The sequence below is a fragment of the Bythopirellula goksoeyrii genome (genome assembly GCF_008065115.1).
GTDB classification, from domain to species: domain Bacteria; phylum Planctomycetota; class Planctomycetia; order Pirellulales; family Lacipirellulaceae; genus Bythopirellula; species Bythopirellula goksoeyrii.
Genome location: NZ_CP042913.1, coordinates 716,531 through 739,708 on the forward strand (window position 1 = coordinate 716,531; position 23,178 = coordinate 739,708).

At 54.4% G+C, this 23,178-nt stretch carries 21 protein-coding genes; 11 read left to right on the plus strand and 10 right to left on the minus strand.

Annotated elements, in window-relative coordinates; genetic code table 11:
* Positions 1 to 293: 293 nt before the first annotated feature.
* The 4 genes from Pr1d_RS02815 to Pr1d_RS02830 form a co-directional block, all read right to left on the minus strand.
* Positions 294 to 1,529 (minus strand): BaiN/RdsA family NAD(P)/FAD-dependent oxidoreductase, encoded by a 1,236-nt coding sequence (locus Pr1d_RS02815; RefSeq protein WP_148072107.1) that lies wholly within the window; start codon positions 1,527 to 1,529, stop codon positions 294 to 296.
* A 6-nt stretch (positions 1,530 to 1,535) separates the two neighbouring features.
* Positions 1,536 to 2,312 carry an NIPSNAP family protein gene (locus tag Pr1d_RS02820; RefSeq protein ID WP_148072108.1) on the minus strand — a complete coding sequence of 259 codons (777 nt, stop codon included), beginning with the start codon at positions 2,310 to 2,312 and terminating at the stop codon, positions 1,536 to 1,538.
* 30 nt (positions 2,313 to 2,342) lie between these two features.
* Positions 2,343 to 3,656: a PQQ-binding-like beta-propeller repeat protein gene (locus Pr1d_RS02825; RefSeq protein ID WP_148072109.1), complete on the minus strand. Its 1,314-nt coding sequence runs from the start codon at positions 3,654 to 3,656 to the stop codon at positions 2,343 to 2,345.
* Between the two features lie 98 nt (positions 3,657 to 3,754).
* Positions 3,755 to 5,128 carry a Gfo/Idh/MocA family protein gene (locus Pr1d_RS02830; RefSeq protein ID WP_148072110.1) on the minus strand — a complete coding sequence of 458 codons (1,374 nt, stop codon included), beginning with the start codon at positions 5,126 to 5,128 and terminating at the stop codon, positions 3,755 to 3,757.
* A gap of 229 nt (positions 5,129 to 5,357) precedes the next feature.
* Between Pr1d_RS02830 and Pr1d_RS02835 the strand changes: the two genes are divergently transcribed.
* The 4 genes from Pr1d_RS02835 to Pr1d_RS02850 all read left to right on the plus strand — a co-directional run bounded on the left by Pr1d_RS02835 (position 5,358) and on the right by Pr1d_RS02850 (position 10,059).
* Positions 5,358 to 6,011 carry a 3-keto-disaccharide hydrolase gene (locus Pr1d_RS02835; RefSeq protein WP_148072111.1) on the plus strand — a complete coding sequence of 218 codons (654 nt, stop codon included), beginning with the start codon at positions 5,358 to 5,360 and terminating at the stop codon, positions 6,009 to 6,011.
* A gap of 455 nt (positions 6,012 to 6,466) precedes the next feature.
* Entirely contained in the window at positions 6,467 to 7,261 is a 795-nt protein-coding gene (locus Pr1d_RS02840) for a PEP-CTERM sorting domain-containing protein (protein ID WP_148072112.1), read from the plus strand.
* A 336-nt stretch (positions 7,262 to 7,597) separates the two neighbouring features.
* Positions 7,598 to 8,869 carry a Vgb family protein gene (locus Pr1d_RS02845; RefSeq protein WP_148072113.1) on the plus strand — a complete coding sequence of 424 codons (1,272 nt, stop codon included), beginning with the start codon at positions 7,598 to 7,600 and terminating at the stop codon, positions 8,867 to 8,869.
* Positions 8,870 to 9,039: 170 nt separating this feature from the next.
* The gene (locus tag Pr1d_RS02850) at positions 9,040 to 10,059 is read left to right on the plus strand and encodes a DUF1559 domain-containing protein (RefSeq protein ID WP_148076234.1); all 1,020 of its coding nucleotides are present in this window, start codon (positions 9,040 to 9,042) and stop codon (positions 10,057 to 10,059) included.
* Positions 10,060 to 10,269: 210 nt separating this feature from the next.
* On the opposite strand, the gene Pr1d_RS02855 is transcribed toward Pr1d_RS02850, so the two are convergent.
* The 4 genes from Pr1d_RS02855 to Pr1d_RS02870 form a co-directional block, all read right to left on the minus strand.
* Complete coding sequence (locus tag Pr1d_RS02855; protein ID WP_148072114.1) at positions 10,270 to 10,656, minus strand: DUF7670 domain-containing protein; 387 nt, start codon at positions 10,654 to 10,656, stop codon at positions 10,270 to 10,272.
* A gap of 254 nt (positions 10,657 to 10,910) precedes the next feature.
* Entirely contained in the window at positions 10,911 to 11,705 is a 795-nt protein-coding gene (locus tag Pr1d_RS02860; protein WP_148072115.1) for a hypothetical protein, read from the minus strand.
* 196 nt (positions 11,706 to 11,901) lie between these two features.
* Positions 11,902 to 12,348, minus strand: a complete 447-nt coding sequence (locus Pr1d_RS02865) for a superoxide dismutase [Ni] (RefSeq protein WP_148072116.1) — start codon at positions 12,346 to 12,348, stop codon at positions 11,902 to 11,904.
* Between the two features lie 212 nt (positions 12,349 to 12,560).
* Entirely contained in the window at positions 12,561 to 13,214 is a 654-nt protein-coding gene (locus Pr1d_RS02870) for a hypothetical protein (protein ID WP_148072117.1), read from the minus strand.
* A gap of 415 nt (positions 13,215 to 13,629) precedes the next feature.
* Between Pr1d_RS02870 and Pr1d_RS02875 the strand changes: the two genes are divergently transcribed.
* From Pr1d_RS02875 to Pr1d_RS26600, 6 genes are all read left to right on the plus strand, one after another.
* Complete coding sequence (locus tag Pr1d_RS02875; protein WP_210417866.1) at positions 13,630 to 14,124, plus strand: restriction endonuclease subunit S; 495 nt, start codon at positions 13,630 to 13,632, stop codon at positions 14,122 to 14,124.
* Between the two features lie 161 nt (positions 14,125 to 14,285).
* Positions 14,286 to 14,822, plus strand: a complete 537-nt coding sequence (locus Pr1d_RS02880) for a transposase (protein WP_148072119.1) — start codon at positions 14,286 to 14,288, stop codon at positions 14,820 to 14,822.
* A 184-nt stretch (positions 14,823 to 15,006) separates the two neighbouring features.
* Complete coding sequence (locus Pr1d_RS02885; RefSeq protein ID WP_148072120.1) at positions 15,007 to 15,528, plus strand: zeta toxin family protein; 522 nt, start codon at positions 15,007 to 15,009, stop codon at positions 15,526 to 15,528.
* Positions 15,525 to 15,725: a hypothetical protein gene (locus Pr1d_RS02890; RefSeq protein WP_148072121.1), complete on the plus strand. Its 201-nt coding sequence runs from the start codon at positions 15,525 to 15,527 to the stop codon at positions 15,723 to 15,725. Before Pr1d_RS02885 ends, Pr1d_RS02890 begins: the two co-directional genes overlap by 4 nt.
* A gap of 68 nt (positions 15,726 to 15,793) precedes the next feature.
* Positions 15,794 to 15,847 carry a hypothetical protein gene (locus Pr1d_RS26595; RefSeq protein WP_390622082.1) on the plus strand — a complete coding sequence of 18 codons (54 nt, stop codon included), beginning with the start codon at positions 15,794 to 15,796 and terminating at the stop codon, positions 15,845 to 15,847.
* Between the two features lie 66 nt (positions 15,848 to 15,913).
* Complete coding sequence (locus Pr1d_RS26600) at positions 15,914 to 16,270, plus strand: HsdM family class I SAM-dependent methyltransferase (protein WP_210417868.1); 357 nt, start codon at positions 15,914 to 15,916, stop codon at positions 16,268 to 16,270.
* A gap of 749 nt (positions 16,271 to 17,019) precedes the next feature.
* Here the strand turns inward: Pr1d_RS26600 and Pr1d_RS02900 are convergent.
* Complete coding sequence (locus Pr1d_RS02900; RefSeq protein WP_148072122.1) at positions 17,020 to 17,433, minus strand: diacylglycerol kinase family protein; 414 nt, start codon at positions 17,431 to 17,433, stop codon at positions 17,020 to 17,022.
* Positions 17,433 to 20,525 (minus strand): LPS-assembly protein LptD, encoded by a 3,093-nt coding sequence (locus Pr1d_RS02905; protein ID WP_148072123.1) that lies wholly within the window; start codon positions 20,523 to 20,525, stop codon positions 17,433 to 17,435. The genes Pr1d_RS02900 and Pr1d_RS02905 overlap by 1 nt, the downstream gene beginning before the upstream one ends.
* A gap of 452 nt (positions 20,526 to 20,977) precedes the next feature.
* Here Pr1d_RS02905 and Pr1d_RS02910 point away from each other — a divergent pair, with 452 nt between their 5' ends.
* On the plus strand, positions 20,978 to 23,176 hold the full coding sequence (locus tag Pr1d_RS02910) for an efflux RND transporter permease subunit (RefSeq protein ID WP_148072124.1): 2,199 nt from the start codon (positions 20,978 to 20,980) through the stop codon (positions 23,174 to 23,176).
* Positions 23,177 to 23,178: the final 2 nt, after the last annotated feature.

Genomic DNA, 23,178 nt, shown 5'->3' on the forward strand with positions numbered 1-23,178 from the left:
CACATAACAAGTGGCAAGACCTTCAATTCCACGGCATTATAACATCTCAACCCCGTCGAGCGGTGTCTAAATGGGAAATGTCCGGCAAATAGACGAAGAGACCTTCCCCAAAGGGCTTTCTGCTCTATAAGTAGCATAAAAACTGCCCGCGATCGGCGAAGTGTCGTTTCTGCTGGCCGTCGAATCGTACGACGGAGCGAAATTATCGGCTGTTTCGACTGCCATGCATGTGCTATTTCGCATCGTTTCAGCGATGATCAACAGTTGTCCCGTCGAACATTTCACTATCGCCCCTAAACACTTTCCCCTGCTAGCCAACCGGTGCTAAAAGCGGCTTGGAAATTGTAGCCACCGATGGGGCCGTCCAGGTCGAGGATTTCCCCGGCGACAAACAGTCCGGGCACAAGTTTGCTTTGCATCGTGCGAGAATCAACTTCTGCTAAATCGATCCCACCGGCGGTTACCTCGGCCTTTTTAAAGCCAAGCGATCCTCGCAAGCGAATCCGTTGCCCCTTGATGGCGTCGATTAACTTGCTTCGGTTGACTTTGGAGAGCTCGGCAACTCGCTGATCGCTCGGCAACTTGGCTTCTTCCACAAGTGCCTCGACTAGTCGTTGGGGTAGCCACTGCGATGCCAGAGCAACTATGGTTCGCTTGCCACCGGCCGTCGCTTCCTTAGCAAGAGTCTCCAAGAGTTGTTCACGAGTCTGCCCCGGCAGAAAGTCGCACACGGCTTGCCAATCGTCGGCGTCTGGTCGTGCGGTAATTGCGCGGCTCACGTCCATCACCACCGGCCCCGAGAGACCGAAGTGAGTAAACAAGAAGGAACCACGGCGCTCGGCTACGGGTTTTGCCGCTGCGCCACCAACGATTTGTACTCTCACATCAGAAAGCGTTACGCCACTCAGTTCGTGGACCCAGCGCGCATCCGAAAGTAGTGGAACCAACGCAGGTCGGGGAGGCACGATCTTGTGTCCCAACTGCTTGGCCCAGGCGTAGCCATCGCCTGTTGTGCCGCAACCGGGATAAGATTGTCCGCCACAGGTCAGTATCACTTTGTCGGCAACGAGCTCACCGCGATCGGTCTGGATGACGAAACCTGCTTCGCTGGTAGCGATATCTGTGACCCCTACGCCGAGACGAACTTCTACCCCGACTCGTCGCACCATCCCCATGAGGGCATCACGGACATCGATCGCCCGATTGCTTTTCGGAAAAACCTTTCCAGTTGCTTCGATTTTGGTGCGAACCCCTTCGGCCTCGAAGAGGGCGACAAGTTCGTCGGGTCCCAATGCTGCCAATGGCGAATGTAGAAAGGATCCCTGCGGACCAAAGGCCTCGACAATCCCTCGCCGATCAGTTGCCTGCGTGAGATTGCAGCGTGTGCCGCCCGACATGAGAATTTTGACTCCTGCCTTCGAGTTTTTCTCCAGCAGAACCACCTTCAGGCCGCGCTCCCCTGCCCTGGCGGCGGCGAGCATTCCAGCGGCACCCGCTCCGATCACGGCAACTTGATTTGCGTTGGCCATCGAGCGTCAGACTTGAGAAAAATCTGTCGGCAAGAGAAAGGTCTGGATGACCTTTGAGACGGTTTCTGCGTACTCCGGCCGATCCTTCATGGCGATCCAGTCAGGATGCGTGAGGAATTTTTTGAAATTGGCGTCGTGCGCTTCGACACTTTCGGCGCACAGCATGTACTTCAAATTGGGGAGTCGTGGGCCAACGAGCGTTTCACCATAGAAAACGTTCTCGAAACCAATCTTGGGAAAGATGGGAATCTCGCCATCGTTGAACATCTTCACTTTGCGGCGAGCGCGTTCTTCGCTATGGCTGTGATACTCGCGGAGTTGAAACACACGGGGCTTCCGCTCTGGCACTGCCAGCTTTGGAATCCCGGCAAACGCAATCATGAGCGAGCTTTCTATCCGATCAAAAGCGGGATTCTGTTGTGAAGATCCCAGATATTTGGTCACCGCTTGTCGATAGGTCTTATCTTCCGCAAGTCCTTGTCGCTCGCCGGCAAACTCTTCGATCGATGCATAAGGAAGCAGCACGTGGACGGACGGAGTGGCATTGGGCCCCGTTTCGCTAAAAACCCCGACGGGGCCAATTCCAAGTCGTTCCCAAGCCGGCAAGGCCGCCCGTTCAAGATAGGCCGACACCAGGGCTTGCTTTACGGCATTGGAGAGTTGGAAGGTGCGCCATTCGTAGTACTCTCGCGAGACATCGCCCGACTCGGAGGCAGCCCAAGTGGTGGCACTTCCCAGGCAAGTCGCTGCCGCAGAAACTTGAAGAAAATCTCGACGTTGCATAATAATCTCCTTGGGATTTCTCAAGCTCTTTTACTTTGCCGCCAGATCGACACAGATACATTCGTCGTCGTTGCGTACAAATAGTTTGTGGTTGGCAAAGGCTGGCATGCACCATACCACTTCCCGACCAAAGGCGTTGTTTGTGGGCTCGATGATCTTCGCCCGGTCGATCTCCTCGTATCCCTCGGGCGTAAGTCGGGCAATGATGAGCTCGCCGCTGTCGTTGAACAGCCAGTAGCGATCACCTTGCCGTACGATGAAAGCTGTGCCACTGTTGGCAGGCCTGTCGCTGACCGGCTCTGTTGTTTCCCAGAGGTGTTCTCCACTCGGAAGTTCTACCGCCATGAGACTCCCCTTATGAGCAACCCCATACATAATCTTGCCGTCCAAGTACGGTTGCACATTGACGGGGGACATCCCCTTTTTCGACTCATTGCCCCATACGACTTCTGCGCCAGGCTTATCGGTGGAAAGCTTGAGCAGTAGATTCTGCTTGTCGTACCCCCCCAGGAACATGTAGTCGTTCATGACGACGGGCGACATGCTGATTAGCCCGTTTGTTGCCGAATAGGGGGCAGTCCAATACTCTTTGCCCGTCTCGGGCTCGACGGATGCTACCTTATCGGGACACAACAAAATGAGTTGCCTCACACCAGCAGACTCGATGATCACTGGGGGAGCGTAACCCTGGTCGGTACTGGTGAGTGCTCTCCAAAGTTCTTCGCCGGTGTTCTTGTTAAACGCGACGGCGTGACTTCCCTCGCCTCCCACAACGCAGATCAGCTTCTCGCCGTCCACTAGGGGAAAAGAGGAATATCCCCACAACGACGTTTTCGCACTGTAGTCTTTTGGGAAATTCTTCGACCAGAGAACTTTTCCTGTATTCACGTCGAGGCAAAACAAGTCGCCTTCAGCACCCAGTGTATAGACCTTGTCACCATCGACGGTCGGCGTACAACGAGGCCCTGCTGGATAGGAAATGGTGTAGGTCACCGGATACTCATGCCGCCAAAGTTCTTTACCGGTGTTTTCGTCGAGACAGAGAACCCGTTCGACACCGGTAGAATTTTTCCGTTCGAAGTTGGCAATTTTTACTTCGTCGGGAGTCAAATAGTCTGTTATGAATACTTTTCCATCGGCGACCGCGGGTCCGGCATAACCCCCTGCGACCTCCGTGCGCCATACCACCGGTGGGCCACCCTCAGGAAACTTTTCAATCAGCCCGTCCTCATGCCAGACGTTGTCACGAGTGGGCCCCATCCAATGCGGCCAATCCTCAGCCACGGTAGTAGCGGCCCATGTGGATAACAGCAAACCGATCGTGCATGAACTTCGAAGCAACATAGTACTGTTCCTCTATTCCGTTAGTGTAGATTTCGCAACATCCCTCATATTTCCATGGTAGGAAGGCCATGGTTTCTGCTGAGGACCCTTTGGCTCGCTTACATCGAAAATCCTGGCCGGCTAGTACGGCTGATCAATGCATCTGCTGCCGGATCGTCAACAAAGTGTTCTTCGTCCGGATTCCATTTGAGTTCTCGACCCAACATGAGACCAATATTACACAAGTGACAAGATGTCATTGAACGATGATGGGACGCGACATCCGCAACGGGCTGAGTGCCATCGGCAACGCATTCGAAGAAATTGCCCATGTGATTGCCAGGTTCTTTGCCATTGTAAAGCGCCACCATATCATCCTTGAGCTGCGCATTTTCAGCTTCCGTCAATTCTTCAACCGGCTTTCCGGTAAGTTTATCGCGATTAACGTAGATACGTCCCTTGCTCCCTTCAAACAGAATACCATTGGGGAACTGCGTGCCATCCTCGCGTCGATAGTAGTCGTTGACGTTTACTGTGGAGCCATTGGCATAGTTGAGGTCAATATTAAACTTCACGGCCGTATTGTAGGAGTTTGGCAAACTAATCTTTCCATCCAGGAACGAATCCCAATCGAAGTCGTTGGGTACAACCGGGGGAAACTCGCCTTTGGCGACGATAGAGGTTGGGCCGGTGTTATCTAATCCCAAAGCCCATTGAGCGATATCGATGTGATGTGCACCCCAGTCGGTCATTTTGCCTCCGGAGTACTCATAGAACCAGCGAAACTCTTTGCGGCGCTCGTCGCAGTAATCTTTCTTTGGCGCGGGACCAAGCCACATGTTCCAGTCAATACCCTCTGGTACAGAAGTCGTCTCAAAAGGTCCTCCCTTTGCATCAGGACTTCCAATGGCAACGTAGGCGTTCACATCCTCACCAAGCCGACCACTCCGCACGATGGCCACTGCCTTGAGAAACAACTGATTGAATTCGCTTCTCTGTTGCGTGCCGACTTGGAATGTCTTGCCTGTCTTCTCAACCGCATCGCGAATCAAAAAGCCTTCCTCGATAGTAAGCGTCAAAGGTTTTTCACAATAAACATCGCAACCCGAATGCAATGCGGCGAGCGAAATTGGCGTATGCCAATGGTCGGGTGTGCCGATCACGACTATATCGGGCTTTTCCTTTTCCAAAAGCTTGCGATAGTCTCGATAAGTATTGAGCTTATTGTCAAAACCTTTGTTGAACTCGCTGGCAGAGAGGTCATCGACTTCGCAGACCGCAATCATATCTCCAAATCGCGACGCCTGACGCGCAATCTCGCCACCCCGACTATAACGTCCCCGACTTCCTCCCACGCCAATTGCCGCGATCGTTGGCTTGCTGTTGGCATCTTTGCCAAAGAGTTGCGTTCCCGTGAGTAGTTGAGGAGTAGACAGGGCCGCCCCCAAGGCAACCCCCTTTTGTAGAAAGCTGCGACGAGTTGAATGGCTCATGACGAATATCCTTTACTAGCAGACAATGGAATCGAAAACTTTAGGGGTGAGTAGGTTGGCCAGAGAAATCAATTTCCTGCCAGATTTTAGCATTCGCTCTATTCCAGGAGCGTTTGCTCTCCCCTATGATAGATGAAGTGAACTTGCCTTCGCAAGAACCCGTTCAGAGCCTCGGTTTCCTCCTCGGCTACTCTTTCCCCATTGACTCATGTCTCTATGGAGTTTTCTCATGTTAATTCGATCCGTATTCATTCTCTCAATATTGCTGCATGCCTTGGTTATTGCTCCGGCCTTAGCACAGGACTCGGCAGAAACTGGCCAATGGCAGTCGCTCTTTGATGGCAAAACCCTGAACGGCTGGACCCCTGCTGAGGAGAACCAAGATTCCTGTCGAGTCGAGGATGGCAAGTTGGTCGTTAATGGGGAACGCTGTCACTTGTTTTATACCGGAGATGTCGGCAACCACGATTTCAAAAACTTCCAACTCAAGCTCAAAGTCATGACTAAGCCGAGTGCCAACTCGGGAGTCTATGTCCACACCAAGTACCAGGAGGAAGGTTGGCCTGATACAGGTTACGAAATTCAGGTGAACAACTCTCAAAGTGATTGGCGTAGAACGGGTTCGATCTATGCCGTTCAAGATGTCAAAGAGGCAACAGCTAAAGACAACGAGTGGTTTGATTACCTCATCACTGTTGACGGCAAGAAAATAACAGTAGAGATCGACGGCAAGACGATCAACGAGTTCACCGAAACCGATGACATGCCTCACCTCAAAGAATCTCCTGGCCGGAAACTCGCCAGTGGTACGATCGCCCTGCAGGCTCACGATCCAGGCAGCACCGTTTACTACAAAGACATTGAGATCAAACTTCTGCCGTAACCTTGGCTTAAGCTTTCTGTCATCTGGTAAATGGTAGTCAGTAGTGGCGTAGTTTATGGTGCCAGATTTCTTCCTATACTGCGACATCCCCCCAGAATCCAAGGAGAACTAATCCTTTTGGGGGGTAGTGCATTCACCGCAATCATTTTTTTCACGCTCTTACACAAGAAATCATTTGACTTGCGATACGGTTGGTCTATAACGACCTGTTGTAAGGGGGATTTCTTCGCCATGTGCGGGGCCTGTCGGCACGATAGTTTCTGCGACTCTTTTCCTGGCCTCCTCGTGCGCGATGGAGCAGTAACCTCCCTATTGGAGAATTTTCATCTCAAGACCCATGAAAGTTGCCTATGAATCAAAAATCTGAATGAGGAACAAAGTAGAGCCAGGTATTTCGCCTTTTGAATAGTTGCTTTTGACTAACTAATCACCTGCGTAGAAAGAGAGATGATCTAATGAACATTCGACACCTGACTTACTTAATGATGCTGGCAGCCATTCTGGCAATTCCCGCCAATCGTGCTTTCGCCCAGGACCTACCAAATGAAATAGATCCCCCACCGACGACTGGCGAAATGCCCACCGTGGAAAATATTGAGTTTCTACGTCTTGCCGGTGGGGAGGACAACGTGGATGTCACGAGTTTCAATTTCTTCGAGATCAATGATCCGAATGCACATCTGGGTTTGGCAACCGGGAGTATCAAAGAAACAGTTGGAGATCCCACAACAACCGCTGGCCTGTGGTGGGATATCGACCTAAAGGTATCCGTTCCTCTAAGTGAGCTCAATCCTTCTACAGGACGACCGTTCGAGCCAGTTATGCTGGGAATCGACAAAGACGTTCTCAACGAAACGCGTTGGCGCTGGACTGATTTTCACATGACTATAGGCATGCGAGATCCTGCATCTGGCGAATTCATGGAATCCGACGAATTCGATTTTCTCTTCTTCAAGACGGATCCAGCACCGAGAACGCATGATGGTTTGTTCGACGATCCACCTGAAATGGATGAGCCCGTGGCTCCGGACAATCTGGATTGGTTTGCCAAAAATTCACCCGGCGTGCTACCCGGCCAAACCGTTTTCTTCTGGCTGGGAATCCAGATTCCGCCTCATAAATTTGATCCCCAAACGGGAATGGCGAGAATTGTCCTCCGTGAACATGCCACAATACCCGAACCAGCAACCTTGGTTCTGCTGGCTTTCAGTGGTAGCGCCTTACTACTCAAGCGGCGCAGGAAAGCCTAGCAACTAAGTTCCATTAGACGCCTATGCCGGACGGTCGCGAGGCCGTCCGGCTTTTTGATGCGCGTCTACGGGAGGCAGTCAACTTAGCTACTACCCCACTTTTTTGCAGAACTACAGAAAATCCTTCCAAGTGACGTCGTCACCGCATTGACGAGGAATTGTTCAAGGGTGACAATCCTGGAAGGAATAGTCCGTCGAAACTAGCCAGTTTCTCAACTCTCCCTACCCATTCCTCCCTCCTGCGGCTGCTCATCCTTGAGCAGTTCCTTCTGGTTTCACGACTCACTCTTAATTGAACGCAACCTTGATTGGCAAAAACACTAGGAGATTTCTACCTTGAGTACTCTCGTCAGAATCTTTGTAGCCCTGCTTGTTTATTGTGGCGTACTGCTTACGACTGCATTCTCAACTCTGGAAGCGGCTGAGTTGTTTGTGGCGGATCGAGTTACCAATCGCGTCCTCTCCTTCGATGAATCGACTGGTGATTTTCTGCGAGTTGTCACTGCCACGGGACTAGACGTTCCGTCGGCTATGGCTTTCGGACCAGGAGGATTCTTGTATGTTTCCAACTTTCAAGGTGGTTTCGGCGGTGCTGCGAGCGTCGTGAAAGTAGATCCTGAGACTGGCGCGACGACTGATTTTATCTTCGACGTTACCGCACCTGGCGGTATCGGATATCACGCTGCCAGCGACACGCTCTTCGTGTCTGAATTTATAGAAATCGCACTCGTCGAAGGAGTCCCCACTCAGTTGCCAGGTAACGAAGTCTTTCGCTACGACAGCGGCGGTACCCGCCTGCAGACGCTTGGCACCGACTCGGCCAACACGGGTCGCGCCGGAATAGCATTTGACGCAGCGGACAACTTATATGTGAGCGAATTCAATCAGACCGGAATCAGCTCGGTCCTGAAATACGATGCGCCCATGGGGAGTCCCACCGATGACTTTGCATCAACAGGCTCAACCTTCGCATCAGGGGGAGACGTCACTCTGCAGATTCCCGCTCCAGCTGCTGGATTTAATGGCTTGACATTCGATTCCAATGGCGACCTCTTTGTCGCCAGCTTGATCGGCCAATCGGTGATCAAGTACTCTGTGGCCGGAGAAATAGTGACTAGCGGCGCACCGTTCGGTGCCCCTCTACCCTACCCCTCTGGCCTGCTAGTTGGCGCCGATGGTAGCTTAATCGTGACGAACCTAGGCAATGATAATACCGGCGACCCCTTCTGGGGCCCCACTACTTTCCCCGGGGAACTCACTCGCTACAACGGCATCACTTCGACTCCCTTGCTGGTGGGAGACAATGATCGGGATGATGTCGTCGATGCCGCCGACCTAGAGATTTTTCAAAGTTCCTATGCCAACGAAAGCTATGGTGACCAAGACGGAGACTTGGATACCGACGGCAATGACTTCCTGCTCTGGCAGCGCGCCGTTGGAAACCAAGGAATCGTCGGTTCGTTCCAACCTACCGCTATCGTCCGCTACACGCCTCCCGCCTCAACTTTCACAGTTCCAGAGCCGACAAGTCTGTTGCTGCTATTATTAGGTACCGCCACGGTAGGGTTCGTTCGGCAACATAATCGAAAGGCGTTTATGATTGAGTAGCCACGAAAAACACTAAAAGACACGAAAAGGAGATTTGGTAGTCTCCAACATGCATTTTTTCCGTGCATTCTTGTGCTTGTTGTGGCAATCTAAATTTCCCTCTGTTTACACTGTTTCCTTCTGTCAACGAGAAGTCTGAACTAATTTCGAGGTCCAATACCGAAAGTAGCATGAAGACTCGCCGACCAAAAAGTAAGCGCCTCGCATTCTCGCTCGTCGAGTTGCTCGTCGTTATCGCCATTATCGGCATTCTGACGGCTCTCTTGCTGCCTGCCGTTCAGTCAGCTCGAGAAAGTGCCCGCCGTACCACCTGCATCAATCACCTCCGCCAGCTTGCCCTGGCGATGCACAACTACGAGTCCACTACCGGACATCTTCCTTCTGGATCGATTGCCCAGGCCGATCCGGCGGATCATGCCACACCGCACACCTTCTATCGGTGGAGCGCCTTTGCTCAAATCCTCCCACAGCTTGAGTCGTCGTCGCTCCGCGCGCAGCTCGATCTCTCACTTCCTATGTATCGCAAAGATTTTTCCATCCCTGACGAAAACAAGCCCGCTCTCGAGCAAATCCTCCCACTCTTGCTGTGCCCCAGCGATCGCCAAGAGCAAGTCCATCCGAGCTTCGGACCGACGAACTATGCAGCCTGCTCCGGGAGTGGCAACGATGGCGGATCACCCCACTCAGCCGACGGTGTGTTTTTCATCAATTCAAGAATGCAACTGGCCAACATCGCCGACGGCACGAGCAACACGATCTTTCTTGCAGAGTCCCTACTTGGACAGACCTTTCCCCCCTTAACGCCTCGAGAACATATCGACCAGCGGTTTGCCTACGTTTTTGCAACGGCAGCGCCGCTCAATCAAACAGCCTGCGATTCCTCTGGACTATTTAACTTCACCGACCCCCCAAGTTTTTCCTGGGCCAACGGCGAATTCCGCTCGTCTCTGTACAACCACTATCGCACACCCAACTCCGTGGAGTTCGATTGCGTTTCTGCCAAGTTGCTCGCACCCATCACCGAACGCTATGCCGCCTTCGGCTGGCGTTCCACCCGTAGTCTCCACCCCGGCGGCGTAAATGCCGCCCGCGCCGATGGCTCGGCAACTTTTTTCGCAGACGACATCAACCCACGACTTTGGCGGGCACTTTCCACTCGCCACGGCGAAGAAACTGTGGACGCCAAATAATATGTGCGAAAACGAACCCAGATTCTCAAGCCTGGAAGATTGCTGGCTCGGTCAAGAAGTTGCAACCTCTCTCTAGACAAGGTCGCCCGCACCGAACCACTACAAACAAGAAAAAACCGTGGGTGCGATTTAGAAGGCTATAAGTTTCTGGACGGTCAATTGATATGTCCCAAAGAACCGTCTTCAACCATCGCACCCACTTCTCATCGATTACTGCTGGCCAGTGCCACGTCGCTGTCGATCTAGGAGCCAAGCCAGTAAGGCCAGCACCCCAGGAATGGCAAACCAGAGAGCATTCCATCCCGGTAATACTCCAGCAGCAATCTGATTAATTGCAAAGAACAAAGCTGTGCCCAGGAATACCAGTGCACTTCCGACCAGCGCGTGACGCCACAGGAATGCACAGCCTGTAAAGACTAGCACCAATGACGCCGCTTGATAGAAGGCTTCCTTAGCGGGCATTTCGAATCGTGTCTTCACGAGTTCTCCACCCATGAAAGCAAGCCAGCCGAAAAAAAGAATTGCTCCAGTAATCTCTGCACCCCAACGCAAGAGCTGGGATGTCTCCACCTGCTGTCTTTGCAAATTAACTTTCATGATTGCACCACGTTTACTCTAACTAATGAGCCCTTTCGACTTATTCTTCCCGCAAGATTTGTGCCAAATCATCAGAAAAAGTGATGATTTCGAACGAGGCAATTTTTCGCTGGTTTTCCCTCTGAATGAAGAAAGGTCGCTTAAGAAAAGACTCAGCAGATGGCACATATCTCAATAGAAGTGTGCGGATTGGTTACGTTCAATGTGTCAGTTAGGTACAGGAATGCCCAGTCCATGCCACCATCCACCAACCCCTACCCTCTATTTTTCCCATCCACATACCGAATCGCCGCCTGACGTGCCTCGGCATCTCCGGCCAGATAGAGTGCAACCGGCGCACAAGTGTGGGCCCAAGTCGCCTGCTGCTTCATCCACAGCACCTTTTCCGTCCCCGTCGCCTGGCAGCAAACTCGGATCGAATCGCCGCGCCACTTCTCCGACACGCGAAACCTCACCGTCAGATCATGGGTCCCTTCCAGCGAGCTTTGGGTCGAGGAACGCAGTTTGAAAAACACCCCATGCTCTTGGTTGATCGTGCCACTTGCCACGACAGCAAATTTCGGCGCGAGCCGCAATTGCTTCTCGGTGATCTTCTCGCCGTTTGTCATGCCGCCACTGATCGTCGGCGTCACATGGGCGATCAACCCTCCCACCGGCGTCGGCAATTCACCTCCCAAGGAGGCACCCAGCGAGTGGCCTTCCTCGGTTGTCTTCGACCATTCGATGTCGCCTCCCAAGTGGCTGGCCATTTGAGTGCAAGGAGAAAAGCTATGCACCCGCATCAAGTTTTCGCGATCCCCCACCTCGATCCGCACCTCTTCCACGTCGCCGATCTTCCCCGCGAGCAAATGCACTGACACGCGGAGCTTCAGTTCGACAAGCTTCTCGCCGGGCGTGAGCAAAACCTCGTCGCCACCAATCTCCACACATTCAGCGATTCGCCCAAAGTCAAACGCAATCTGCGGACCTCCAGCAACGGCGCTTCCAGTGCTTAGCGAGACAAGAAGGATTGAAAAGAAAACGTTTCCGTACGGCTTTGAGTGCGACATTTCGACTTTCCTTTAATTGCGTCCCACTGCTTCGTTGCAGTTCGCAGATCTCGGTGGGCCCCCCTGGGCCACCGAGACCTATCTCCCATTACGTACCACCCAACCAAAGTGTTTGCCAAAAAGAAAAACGCCCAGGGATTTCAGTCCCTGAGCGTACTAGCACGGAGCAAGAAAAATAGGTTTTAGCGCGAACCGCTCACGGCCCAGTGCCGTAGCTCGCCTGAAAAGCGTTGATCGCCTTGACCAAAGCATCGACCGTCGTCGGATCAGCCGACTGTTTGCACTTCATCGCCGCGACCATCACCGCGTGCGCTGTCTTGAGCTGATCGACATAGTTGCTTGCCTCGGGTTTAATCCGCTGCGTCAGAAAGTATTGGGCAATCGTGTGCTGAATTTTGGTGGCGTGGTCTTCCTTGGTCGTAATCCACCGCCCCATCTGGTTGATATTCTGCGGGTTGGGCGTTCCAGCGAGATCCTGCAGCGCTTGAATTCCTTTGGCAATCGTCTCCGCATCTTCCAACATCGACGTGAACCGTGCCGGGTCGTCATAAATCCCGCAAGGGACTTCGCAATGGGCACGAACGCGCGACAACGGACTCAAAGCAAGAACAACCAACAGGCCAACTGACAGTAAAGTTTTCATGGCAATCGTCTCCATAAGGGTGAGATGAACGAACGCCCCGATCCTACTACCACATCCAAGCAGGGTCAATCGTCGCACACCACATTTCACCACTCGTTAGCCGCGATGCGAAGCGCAGCGAAGCAGATCGCGTAGAGTGTACGTAGTGCATAAAGTTGGATAAGCTGATCTCGTAAAGCCCGCGACCTTTTGTCGCACTACGCAAATCATTCTCACCCACCGCTTCCGTCGCCATCGTTGCTCCACCAGCGATGCCAGAGAACTGCCGCACTCATCGCAAATGCCAAGGCAATCGACGTTGGCTCGGGGATCGTGTTCACCGTTGCTTCCATGTTGTCGATTCCCAGTTTGACCGAAAGGCCCGTCGTCGAGTATTCGCCAGTGAAGGCATATCCGAATTGAAAAGGTTGACTAAAGTCAGGAACCTCTCGCCCACCGTCGACCGCCGCAAAGTCCTCGGCCCGCAACCCACTTTGGCTCAGGGTAGTCCAATCCAGTTGGGTGCCATCGACTCGCGGTGTATCGGCTCTCGTCGTGGCGAGAAAAGATTCGTTCTGCAAGATTGCCAACGTAATATCGACGTGCGAACTTCCGCTGACCTCCCGCGCCAGCACATCGAGCTGAAAATCGAGCGACACCGCGGGGCCGAACTCAGTTGGATCGTAGACAAACTCGTCGCCGATAGGAAACGCAACGGCCCAAGTCTGAGTGGTCGATGACGGCGGTGCGCTGAAGTCCAACTCGGCACTCGGAGCGGGATTCCCCTCGTTGTCCGCTACCGAGTCGACGGCCGCCAGTTGCCCAGAGGTATCCTCGACAATGTTCTTGCCACCCTTCCCAACGGAACTACTGATCTTCTTTGCCATGAGTTTTTCTCCCGAGTGATGAGCGAGCGGAGATCATTTGGCTGACTCTCTCAAGTCTAATATCAAGCAGTAGCAATTCAACCCGCAGAAGATTCGCAGTTCACCAGCCCCTTTCCCCCCAGCCGCCGGGCAACGCCCGGCAGGTCCTACCTCGCAAGCCTCCCCATTTCTTCCACCGACAACCGCCTTGCGCCTCCCCTGTGAGCGGCTTGGAGCCACCCACCGGTGCTTTCCCCCAGTCTCCAGCCTCCAGTCTCTAACCTCTACTCCCCTCTTCTCCTCAAATCCCCCGCAAATTTCCCCATCGGCAGGCCACTCGTCCATTCGCAACGAAACCATTACACTGGGCCGTCTAGAAGTATCCAGCAGCGTCATCTTCAATCTATTCTTCGCAATGCCTAACGTTCCAAATGGAATGCCGTACATCAAGAGCACTGACTTAAATTCTCCTCTTTGCTTGGGAAATCTATCCCGCACTTCACATATCATTGCCAAAAAATATCGGAGGTCAGAAGTGGCGCCATGCGACATAGTTTTCTCGCTCCGAGGCAACATTGGCGTGACACAGATTGTTCCCGAAGAGGTACGAGTTGCGAATTTAACGCAAGGCACCACTAGGATTAGTTCCAAAGGCCTGGCCAAGTTTTATCTCCAATCTCTTGCGAGCCAAGCTGTTCGTGACAACGTCTCAGCCGTAAGCGAAGGCAGCACGCTGCGAGAAATATCGCTTTACGACTTGAGAAAAATCCATTTGCGCCGCCCCGACCTGGCCAAGCAGCAACGCATCTCCGCCGGTCTCACAGCCCTGGACACCCAGATCACCGCGCAAGCGGCCCAGATCGAATCCCTCCAGACCCACAAGCGGGGCCTGATGCAGCAGCTTTTTCCCTCGACGGGGGACGCGACGTGAACAAATGGTTGTTGGGGAAACGGCTTACCTCGCGTGCGAATGGAGGGAGCGCTTACTTCGTGCGCGGCTCTGGATGTGCTATCCTATTGCCGAACCGAGCACGAAGTAAGCGACAACACACTCAACTTTACCACACTCCACCACACCGACTAAATCGAACCATGGCCACGCCCCTCGCCTACTTCCTTACCTGGACAACCTACGGTACGTGGTTGCACGGCACAGGCAAGGGGATGGGGTCGGTGGATGCCAAGCACAATGAGTATGGCACGCCGTTTGTCGAGCCGGACTCCGGACGCTTGCAGAAGGAACAGACGGCGATGAGTCAACCGGCCTGGCTGATGGACCCGCCGCGCAGGAAAGTGGTGCGTGATGCGATCATCGGAATCTGCAGCGAGAAAGGCTGGAATCTGCGGGCATTGCACGTGCGCACTAACCACGTGCATGTCGTGGTGCAAGCGGATCGCGAGCCCGGGCGTCTGATGAGCGACTTAAAGGCGCGGGCATCGCGGGAGCTCAACCGTGCCGGGCTGGACGAACCGACGCGCAAGCGCTGGACGCGCCACGGGAGCACGCTGCACCTGTTCGACGCAAAAACAGTCGAGGAAAAAATCCGCTACACAATCGACGGGCAGGGAACAATGATGGAGTGGTACAAGGCCCCCCCGTCGCAAGAAAAGGAGCCGCGCACGAAGTAAGCTGGTAAGCTGTGATCGCGTGCGTGTGTTTCGTGCGCTCGATGGCAGGACAACGAATCAGTGAATCAACGAATCGCGCTTACTTCGTGCGCGGCTCATTGGGTATGACAAATGACCGACAACGACCAAAAACAACTCGGCAATATCCTCTGGGCCATCGCCGACGACCTGCGTGGGGCTGAGAATGAGTGAAAAACGCATCCTTATCATCGCCGGGCCCAACGGAGCGGGAAAGACGACCTTTGCCCGGTCCTTTCTCCCCGAGGAAGCCAATTGCCCCCACTTCATCAATGCCGATCTGATCGCGGCGGGACTCTCCCCGTTCGCGCCCCAGGCGGCGGCCGTCAAGGCGGGCCGCCTGATGGTTGCTGAAATCAACCAATGCGTGGCATGCGGCGAGAGCTTCGCCTTCGAGACGACATTGGCAGGCGTTGGCTTTGTGCGGCGGATTCGGGCTTGGCGCGACCTGGGCTATCATGTCAGTCTGTTTTTTCTCGGACTTCCCAACCCAGAAATGGCCGTGGCCCGGGTGGCAGAGCGAGTGCGACAAGGGGGTCACGATGTGCCTGAACCGGTAATCCGCCGGCGCTTCGCCGCGGGACTGCGAAATCTGGAGCGGCGTTACAAGGCGGCGGTCGATGCCTGGGCCGTGTATGATAATGAAGGCGAGGTGCCCAAGTTAATCCAATGGAGCGAATCAGCATGAACCCTAAAGATATCTCCCAAGCCAAAAACCCCGACTTGCGAGCTTCCCTGGAAGCCATGCGCCGGGCGGCGGCGCTGGCCCGCCAAACGGCTATCCAGACGGGCACAAATCTTGTGATCTACAAAGATGGGAAACTACTTCGGTTATCCGCCGAGACCCTCCGAAAACAAGCCGAGAATGGTGCGGCCCCCACCTAATGACCGACAACGACCAAAAACAACTCGGCAAAATCCTCTGGGCCATCGCCGACGATCTCCGCGGGGCGATGAACGCGGACGACTTTCGCGATTACATGCTCGCGTTCCTGTTTCTGCGCTAGCTCTCGGACAACTATCAGGAGGCGGCGCGCAAGGAACTGGGCAAGGACTTCCCCGACCCCGACGCGGTGGGCAACGGGGGCCAGTTCGCCGCTGGCTCCGGCAATAAAGCGGGGGAGTTTTATACGCCCCAACGCATCAGCGATATCCTCTCGGCCATTGTCACCCTCGACGGCCAGGCACCCGAGACCGGCCCCCGCAAGCGCTTGGATAGCGTGCTCGACTTCGCCTGCTGTTCGGGCTCCTTGCTCTTGAACGTCCGGCACCGCGTGGTGGAGGCTGGCGGCGGTATCGGCAAAATCTACGGGCAGGAAAAGAACATCACCACCTACAACCTCTGCCGGATGAACATGCTGTTGCACGGAGTGAAAGATTCTGAGTTTGAGATCTGGCCCGCAACCAACGCCTTAATCACCGGCGGCTAGCGCCGATCCGCTCACGAGATGGCCCAAAAAAAGTTGTGGAAATTCTCCCCCGCATCTAGATAATGGATCGTGCGATAGATCCTAAGAACGCACTAGCGCCCGCTGAATCTCACGGGCTTGCTTGCGCTAGGTTTGCGCGCTGCTTGATTTTGTCACTTTGGAAGACCAAGTAACGACCAGTGTGGCGGAGTTTTTTTTCAAAAACTCCATAAACGTGAGAAGGAGGCGATCTCGCAAGTATCGACTCTGAAACGAATTGTGGCGATTCGTGCTCGGCAAAATGAATTATTTATTTTTTAGATTTTCGATTTCCAAGAAACGAAGCGTGAGGACCCCACCACTTTGATGCGCAGGAGTGAAATAGAATCAAGAGCTCTCCACTAGCCACTGACCACTGACCTCTATCTACGCTCTTTGACAATCGAACCAATTCCATGCAAAGGCCAGCAGCCACGCGGCTAGAGAGATCCGTCGGTACCTGCCAGGGTGACGATGGAGATAGTCGTGAGGAGTTCTGGGAGCGCGAGGGGAGGTTTTGATTACAAAACCAATCGAAAATCTTCACAGAACTGCTGAAAAACTCATTTTTGTCTTCGAGTTTTGTTTTGTTTTCTAGAAACTCAGCGGATGGCAAACCGCATTTGTACTTCCGAAAGGAGCTCCGCAATCTGAGGAATCTGGCATAAAAGCCGAGAGACAAGTGCCAATCTTTCTGGCTCTAGACTCTAGACTCTCAGCTCTAGACTCTCTCAGGACATCATCCGCAACAGCGGCCGTCCTAGCACGATCAGGCCTACTACGGCAGCGCCAACAGAAGCAGCCAGGACGGCGCCGCTGGCCATGTCGAGTGCGTCACGGATTTCTGGGTTTTCCTTGCCGGTGATTGCGCGGGCCAGGCGCTCAATGGCAGTGTTGCAGAGTTCCGCTGTGATCACTCCCGCGATTGATAACACCAAGAGTGCCCAATCCAGGCGCGAGAGACTCAGTTGCAGACCCGTCACCAGGACAATCGCCGTGACAAACAGGTGCACGAAGAAACTCACCTCCGCCCGTACGGCAACCTTGATTCCCCGGCAGGCGTTGCCGAACTTCCGGAGCCAACTTTCCGAGCGTCGGAGATAGGCACCGACTTCTTCATCCTGTTCGAATTCTTCGTCAACCATTATTCAAGTCCAAATGCACCGGCCGGAGGAACTTCGATTCCCGTGCGGCTAGTAAGATTGAGTTTCGGCAGGAACCGCGGCTCGACCATGAAGAGAAATCCAACATTGTCTTGGCCCGTGTTGGAGGTTACTCCTGCAGAGACCAACAACGATTCGCCGATCCGCGTTGCGGAAATGCTCTGGGCGATATTGCCCGTCTCACTGAAGTCGAGCGAAAGTCCTGCCGAGGTGATCCACTTCGGGCTGAGGCGATAATTGTAGCTGGCCAAGAGGGCGTTACTCTCGATAGGTCCGCCGATCGAACGTGCTCCCAGATAAACATTTCCGCGCGTCGGCCGATTGAGAATCACCCCCGCTGAGACCGTGCGGAGTCCCCCGCTAAAGAAGTCAGCGGCCCCGTCGGAGACGACCGTGAAGCGATCCCCGAGATGCCAGCGGAGGTAGTAGTCGAACAAACCAAAGTTAGCGCCAAAGTTATCCCGATTCGCATCAGGGAAGAAGGTGATGTTCGAATCGAGGGTCAGCCAATCGACAATGTGCTGCCGACCAGGTCCACCGCGCTTGGTCTGCCATCGATGCCGCATACCCCCACGGACAGCCATCAGGTCGTCGGCGATTTCCGTTGTCGGCGAAGTGACCCATCCCTGCATCCCCGAGCGAAACGCATAGAACCGGGCATCGGTACGATCGCCTGAGATCGTGGGCGTCAATGCTGTGCCGTAGAGGCGTCGGTCCATTTCGATGATTGAGATGTCATCAAGCGGGTCGTACAGCGGCAAGTCCGTAAAGTCTTGATTCGCATCGGCATAGGAAGCTTCCAAATCGAAAACCACCTTATGGGCCAAACCGTTGAGATTGAACAAGGCATCCTGCACGTTGGGATAGGCGGCCCAGAAAGGAACGCTAGCCCGCACGCCGGTCTGGAAGTAGGCCCGCTGGATTTGATTTTCATTGAAGTCCTCGCCCCATTGAGCCAACTCGCCCAACGCATACGGGACGACTTTCACTCCCCCCACACTAAACGGCAAGTCCAGTTCCTGGCGAGTGACGAGACGCTCGCCGTCGCGAGTCCCCGTTTGTTCCCAAGGAAGTCCAGGAATCACTTGCGATGCGAGAACAGGATTCGTCGGAGGATCGTAGTAGTTCAACCTGGCGTAGGCTGCCTGCGTATGCTCGAACCAGGTCAAATGATCTCCGAGCAACGATTCACCTAGCCAGTAATGGTCTGCCCTGGGGAGCCACTCGGTCTCGGTAAAGAAATCATTCACCTGCACGTTGTACTCAATGGAGCACGTCCGGTTGTCAACCAAACGCTTCGCCCGAGAACCCGAGGTAGGAATGGGCTCCTCGTCCCATTCTTGTTCGTAGTATTGCTCCAGGAAGGTGCGATCGCTGAGCCAGCCGATGCCGCCGGTTATGTCCCAACCGCTGGTGAGTCGTTGGCGATGTTCACCAAACAAACGGAACCGATAGTCTTCTTCTGGTACGATATCGCGCCGGCCGAAACCAAGATTGTCGGTGCCATGATCCTTGATACCCCAAAAATCGAGAGCACCAATTGCGGGTCCTTCGTATCCGAGTATCTGACTGCGTTCGTAGGTGAAGTCGGTCCCATAGCCGAAACCGCGCTCGCTGAGATAGTCAAGACTCAATCCCCAGTCGGTTCCGGCGGGGGCATTGCGAATTCCGAAGAGCTGGTAGGCATCCAGATCGACCATTGATTGGAATCCAAACACGCGGTCATTGCCGAACCGAACGTTGTCGATGAAGAAGCTCGGTTTGCTCAGATCGGTGGCAATCGTTGGCCAATAGAAAATGGGAAAACCGTCGAGGTACACGAAGTTACCGCGGCTCTCGGCCAGCTGACGATGTTCGGTCGTGACACTTCCCGTGCGGGGATCGAAGGTTTGCGTTTGGATGTCTTGGAAAGTGATCTGGTCGGCGCCAAAAGCGTAGCTTGGTTCTTCGAGTCGGCTGGTGGTCACCAGTGCATCGGTGGCAGAGAAATGGGCCTCGTCGAGTTGGCGAATTGCGGCTGCTCGCAAACGTACCAAGCCTTGGTATTCAAAGCTTTCTGTCTTGGGAAGCGGTGTGAGCAACTCGGCATTGAGAATCACGCCGACCTGCCGCCGCACATCGTAGAACATGCGGTCGGCGTAGACGACACGATCCCCTTGGCGGAATTCGATGTTGCCTTCCATGTAGATTTCCAGCGGAGTATCTGGGTTTTGCGTCGATTGCCCCCCGAAACTCAGATCACCGCCAGAAGTCCAAATCACGGCGCGGTCGGTGGTGAGATCGATCGTGCCAACAGGCCCAAAGGCTGCCGGCACCGCACTACTGTCGAGGCCTTCGACCAAGATGCGAATTCCACCCGATGCGATGATGGAGCGTTCGCCGTTGGCCAAGGTCTTGGATTGGATTTCCGGAGGATTGTCGCTACGTGGAAAGAATTCGATCCGCCGCATCCCTGTCGGGCTGGCAGGGACCACTACGGCAGGTGGCACAAATTCCGTGTATTGCGCCATCAGCAGTTGTTCCTGACGCGCCGGGTCGAACTGCATGAGTCCCCGTTGATAAATCTGCGGCGGAATGTTCGAGTACGGGGTTGCCTCCGGGAGCTTCATCTTCAAGGATCCCGAGGTCTCAAATCGCTTGAACCAGGTTGGCAAGTTTTGTCGGGTCGCTGCTTTTCGATTGGATGAATCTTCTGTGGGATCGTCGACGACAACTTGGTCTTCTCCTGCGGACTCGAAATAAGCGACTACCTTGGTCCCAGATTGCGACGCTTGGCTGCTGTCGATCCACAACACAGCTTCCGGCGCGCGGGCATAAGCCAAACCTTGGTTCACGTAGCAATTGCCACGCAAGTGCCAGACTTCGTAGTTCCCTTGCTGCCAATGGGTGCACCAATCAGCAGCGACCGTGATCGACTCGGTGTTCACAGTTATGACTTGTTCGGCGGCAGAACCACTCGCAACGAAATACTGAGTCCAGCCACCGAGTAAGCAAACAGTGAGAAGAAGCACACGGATGCTGAGCGCGCAGAGCGACACGGTCCGCTGACTGCGGAGAAATTGCGAGCAACGCATTGTCGTGCGCGCGGTATTCAGAGAACTCTTCTTCCTGGTGGCGGCTTTTCTTGAGAGTCCTACGAACGAGACTGCCAAGCGATACCGACGGTCTGCACCGAACAACTTACGGCGCATCGGGTTACGAAAAGTGACGACCCCCTATTTGGGGCGGCGGATTATAGGTGCCAGCGGGCGCGAGGGTCAAGGCACTTTTGACTACTGATAGCGTTTCTTAAGGTGTTGTTGGGTAACAGGTTACGACGACGCTGTTCAGCCCGATCGACCGTAGAGGAAGCTCGGTTTGCGGGGAAGATGATTTGCCGAGATTGCCGTAACAGTGACTCTGTTGAAACGCTTCATAACGGGAGGCCAGTATCACCGCTTGCATGCGTAGTTGCTGATCCCCCTAGCAGCGTCCATACTGCCAATCCCCGTGTTCGACCATCCCTCCCAGGAATACCGATTCTCTCATGGCGAATCTCACCCAACGCCTTCTGCAGCGCTTGATTGATTTCCGTTGGTGGCTGCTGGCGTTGGCGATTCTGGGCGGAGTCTGGGGAGCCTATGTCAGCCGCGACTTGCGCATGGATCGTTCGCTGGAGAAGATGTTTGCGTCGGACGATCCACTGCTGGCCCCTTATCAAGAACTGCAAGAAGCCTTCGGCGAGCACCCCATTGTGCTGGCTATCTACGAAGATGCTCAGTTGGCGACACCGGAAGGACTCGAACGGATCGCGAAATTGACTTCCTCGGCGCGAAAGATTCCCGGCATCGTTGCCGTGGTTTCGCTCGGCGACGTGCCAGGATTGTTGGACTCCGAGGGTACGTCGATCAAGAATGACAACCGAGCCGAACGACTGAAGGAAGTCTTTGCAGGTTATACCCACAATGAGGAAATGGATTCGGCGGGGATCGTTTGCTTGTTGGATCAGTCAGGCAAATCGACGGCGTCGATTGGCGAACCTGTCGGACAACTTCGCTCGCTCATCCAGGAGTATCCGGGCGGGATTTTGGTTGGTGAGCCCGTGTTGCTCGGCGAAGCCTTTGATCTGTTGGAGGCTGACGGCAAGCGACTCAATACCTGGTGTCTGGGATTGCTGCTTGCGACGATCTTTGCCTGCTTTCGTGAATTGCGGTGGTTGGTGTTGCCGTTGGTACTTGTACAGGTGGCACTTGCACTCACGCGAGGCTTGTTGGCTGTGTGGGGTTTGCAACTGAGCATGGTCAGCTCGATGCTCGCTGCGATTGTGACCGTGGTCGGCGTGGCAACCGTGATGCACGTGATCGTGCGTTATCGGGATCAACTTGCCGATGGATATGCACCCCAAGAAGCCTTGCTGCGCGCGGGTCAAATTCTGGCTGCTCCAGTGTTTTTCGCGTGTCTGACGGACGCCGTCGGGTTCGCGTCGTTGATGATCTCTGATGTGAAACCGGTCGTTGACTTCGGGCTGATGATGGCCATTGGCAGCCTGATGGTACTGGTGGCGATTCCTTTGACCGCGCCGGCGATTATCTTATTCGGAGCCAACCGAGATCAGTTGCAATCGAGCCATCAGCCTTCGCGGCTGGAGGGTGCTTTGCAATCACTATTTGCTTGGAGCAATCGGCATCACTTGGTGCTGACCATGGTCACGGTGCTGCTTACCAATGCCGCCGTAATTGGTGCGACCAAGCTGCTGCAAGAGACAGATTTCACGAAGAACTTCCGACAAAAGAGCGAGTTGGTCCAGTCCTACCGATTCGTTGATCAAGAGTTTGGCGGAGCGGGGGTATGGGATATTCTGATTCCCGCTCCTAAACGCTTGGACAAGAAGTTTCTTACACAGGTTCTCGATTTCGAGGCAAAGCTTCGTGAACAGGCACCAGGGCTGACTCAAGTTTTATCACTCGCCGACGCGCTCGATGCCGGAAGCGGGGGGATTCGCAAACTCAACTTTGGCGCGGACATGGCGATTCGTGCCGGGGCTGGCTTGCTGCGCGGGAGGATGCCTGAATTCATGGGGGCGATCTATAATCCTCAGGCACCCGCTGAACAGAGATATTTGCGAATCATGCTCCGTGCCCCCGAGCGACTGGGTGCCCGGCAAAAAGCGGAGTTGATCTCTCAGGTGCGCGAAGTCACAGAAGAATCGTTTCCCCAGGCCCAGGTCACGGGCTTCTATGTGTTGCTCACGCAGTTGATCGAGAGTTTGCTCCGCGATCAGTGGACCACGTTTGCCGCGGCAATCGTTGGCATTTTCTTTGTGATGGCACTGGCGTTCCGCAGTGTACGTTTGGCATTGGTCACGCTCATTCCCAACGTGCTGCCGGTAGTGTGGCTCTTTGGTGCGATGGGTTGGTTGGGTGTGCCGATCAACATGGGCGCCGCCATGATCGCGGCTGTTTCGCTGGGTCTGTCGGTAGATGGATCGATTCACTACGTGATGTCTTATCAAAGACTACGAGGCATGGGAGAGCCGATTGGCGCGGCTCTCGAATCCGTGCAAGCCACCGTCGGCCGCGCGGCCGTGCTGGGAACGCTGGCCTTGGTAATTGGCTTCTCCACTCTAGCAACCAGTGATTTCATTCCCACGGTCTATTTCGGCACACTGGTGAGTCTGTCGATGGTTGGGGGGTTGGTGGGGAACTTGGTGGTGCTGCCGCTGTTGATTCGGGTGGTGGAGCGGTAGGT

Coding starts and splice junctions, on each gene's coding strand:
- Pr1d_RS02880 (WP_148072119.1), top strand. CDS start 14,286: ATGGCCACGCCCCTCGCCTACTTCCTTACCTGGACAACCTACGGTACG.
- Pr1d_RS02875 (WP_210417866.1), top strand. CDS start 13,630: ATGCCGTACATCAAGAGCACTGACTTAAATTCTCCTCTTTGCTTGGGA.
- Pr1d_RS02835 (WP_148072111.1), top strand. CDS start 5,358: ATGTTAATTCGATCCGTATTCATTCTCTCAATATTGCTGCATGCCTTG.
- Pr1d_RS02865 (WP_148072116.1), bottom strand. CDS start 12,348: ATGAAAACTTTACTGTCAGTTGGCCTGTTGGTTGTTCTTGCTTTGAGT.
- Pr1d_RS02830 (WP_148072110.1), bottom strand. CDS start 5,128: ATGAGCCATTCAACTCGTCGCAGCTTTCTACAAAAGGGGGTTGCCTTG.
- Pr1d_RS02905 (WP_148072123.1), bottom strand. CDS start 20,525: ATGCGTTGCTCGCAATTTCTCCGCAGTCAGCGGACCGTGTCGCTCTGC.
- Pr1d_RS02855 (WP_148072114.1), bottom strand. CDS start 10,656: ATGAAAGTTAATTTGCAAAGACAGCAGGTGGAGACATCCCAGCTCTTG.
- Pr1d_RS02900 (WP_148072122.1), bottom strand. CDS start 17,433: ATGGTTGACGAAGAATTCGAACAGGATGAAGAAGTCGGTGCCTATCTC.
- Pr1d_RS02870 (WP_148072117.1), bottom strand. CDS start 13,214: ATGGCAAAGAAGATCAGTAGTTCCGTTGGGAAGGGTGGCAAGAACATT.
- Pr1d_RS02850 (WP_148076234.1), top strand. CDS start 9,040: ATGAAGACTCGCCGACCAAAAAGTAAGCGCCTCGCATTCTCGCTCGTC.
- Pr1d_RS02910 (WP_148072124.1), top strand. CDS start 20,978: ATGGCGAATCTCACCCAACGCCTTCTGCAGCGCTTGATTGATTTCCGT.
- Pr1d_RS02860 (WP_148072115.1), bottom strand. CDS start 11,705: ATGTCGCACTCAAAGCCGTACGGAAACGTTTTCTTTTCAATCCTTCTT.
- Pr1d_RS02885 (WP_148072120.1), top strand. CDS start 15,007: ATGAGTGAAAAACGCATCCTTATCATCGCCGGGCCCAACGGAGCGGGA.
- Pr1d_RS02825 (WP_148072109.1), bottom strand. CDS start 3,656: ATGTTGCTTCGAAGTTCATGCACGATCGGTTTGCTGTTATCCACATGG.
- Pr1d_RS02815 (WP_148072107.1), bottom strand. CDS start 1,529: ATGGCCAACGCAAATCAAGTTGCCGTGATCGGAGCGGGTGCCGCTGGA.
- Pr1d_RS02840 (WP_148072112.1), top strand. CDS start 6,467: ATGAACATTCGACACCTGACTTACTTAATGATGCTGGCAGCCATTCTG.
- Pr1d_RS02890 (WP_148072121.1), top strand. CDS start 15,525: ATGAACCCTAAAGATATCTCCCAAGCCAAAAACCCCGACTTGCGAGCT.
- Pr1d_RS02820 (WP_148072108.1), bottom strand. CDS start 2,312: ATGCAACGTCGAGATTTTCTTCAAGTTTCTGCGGCAGCGACTTGCCTG.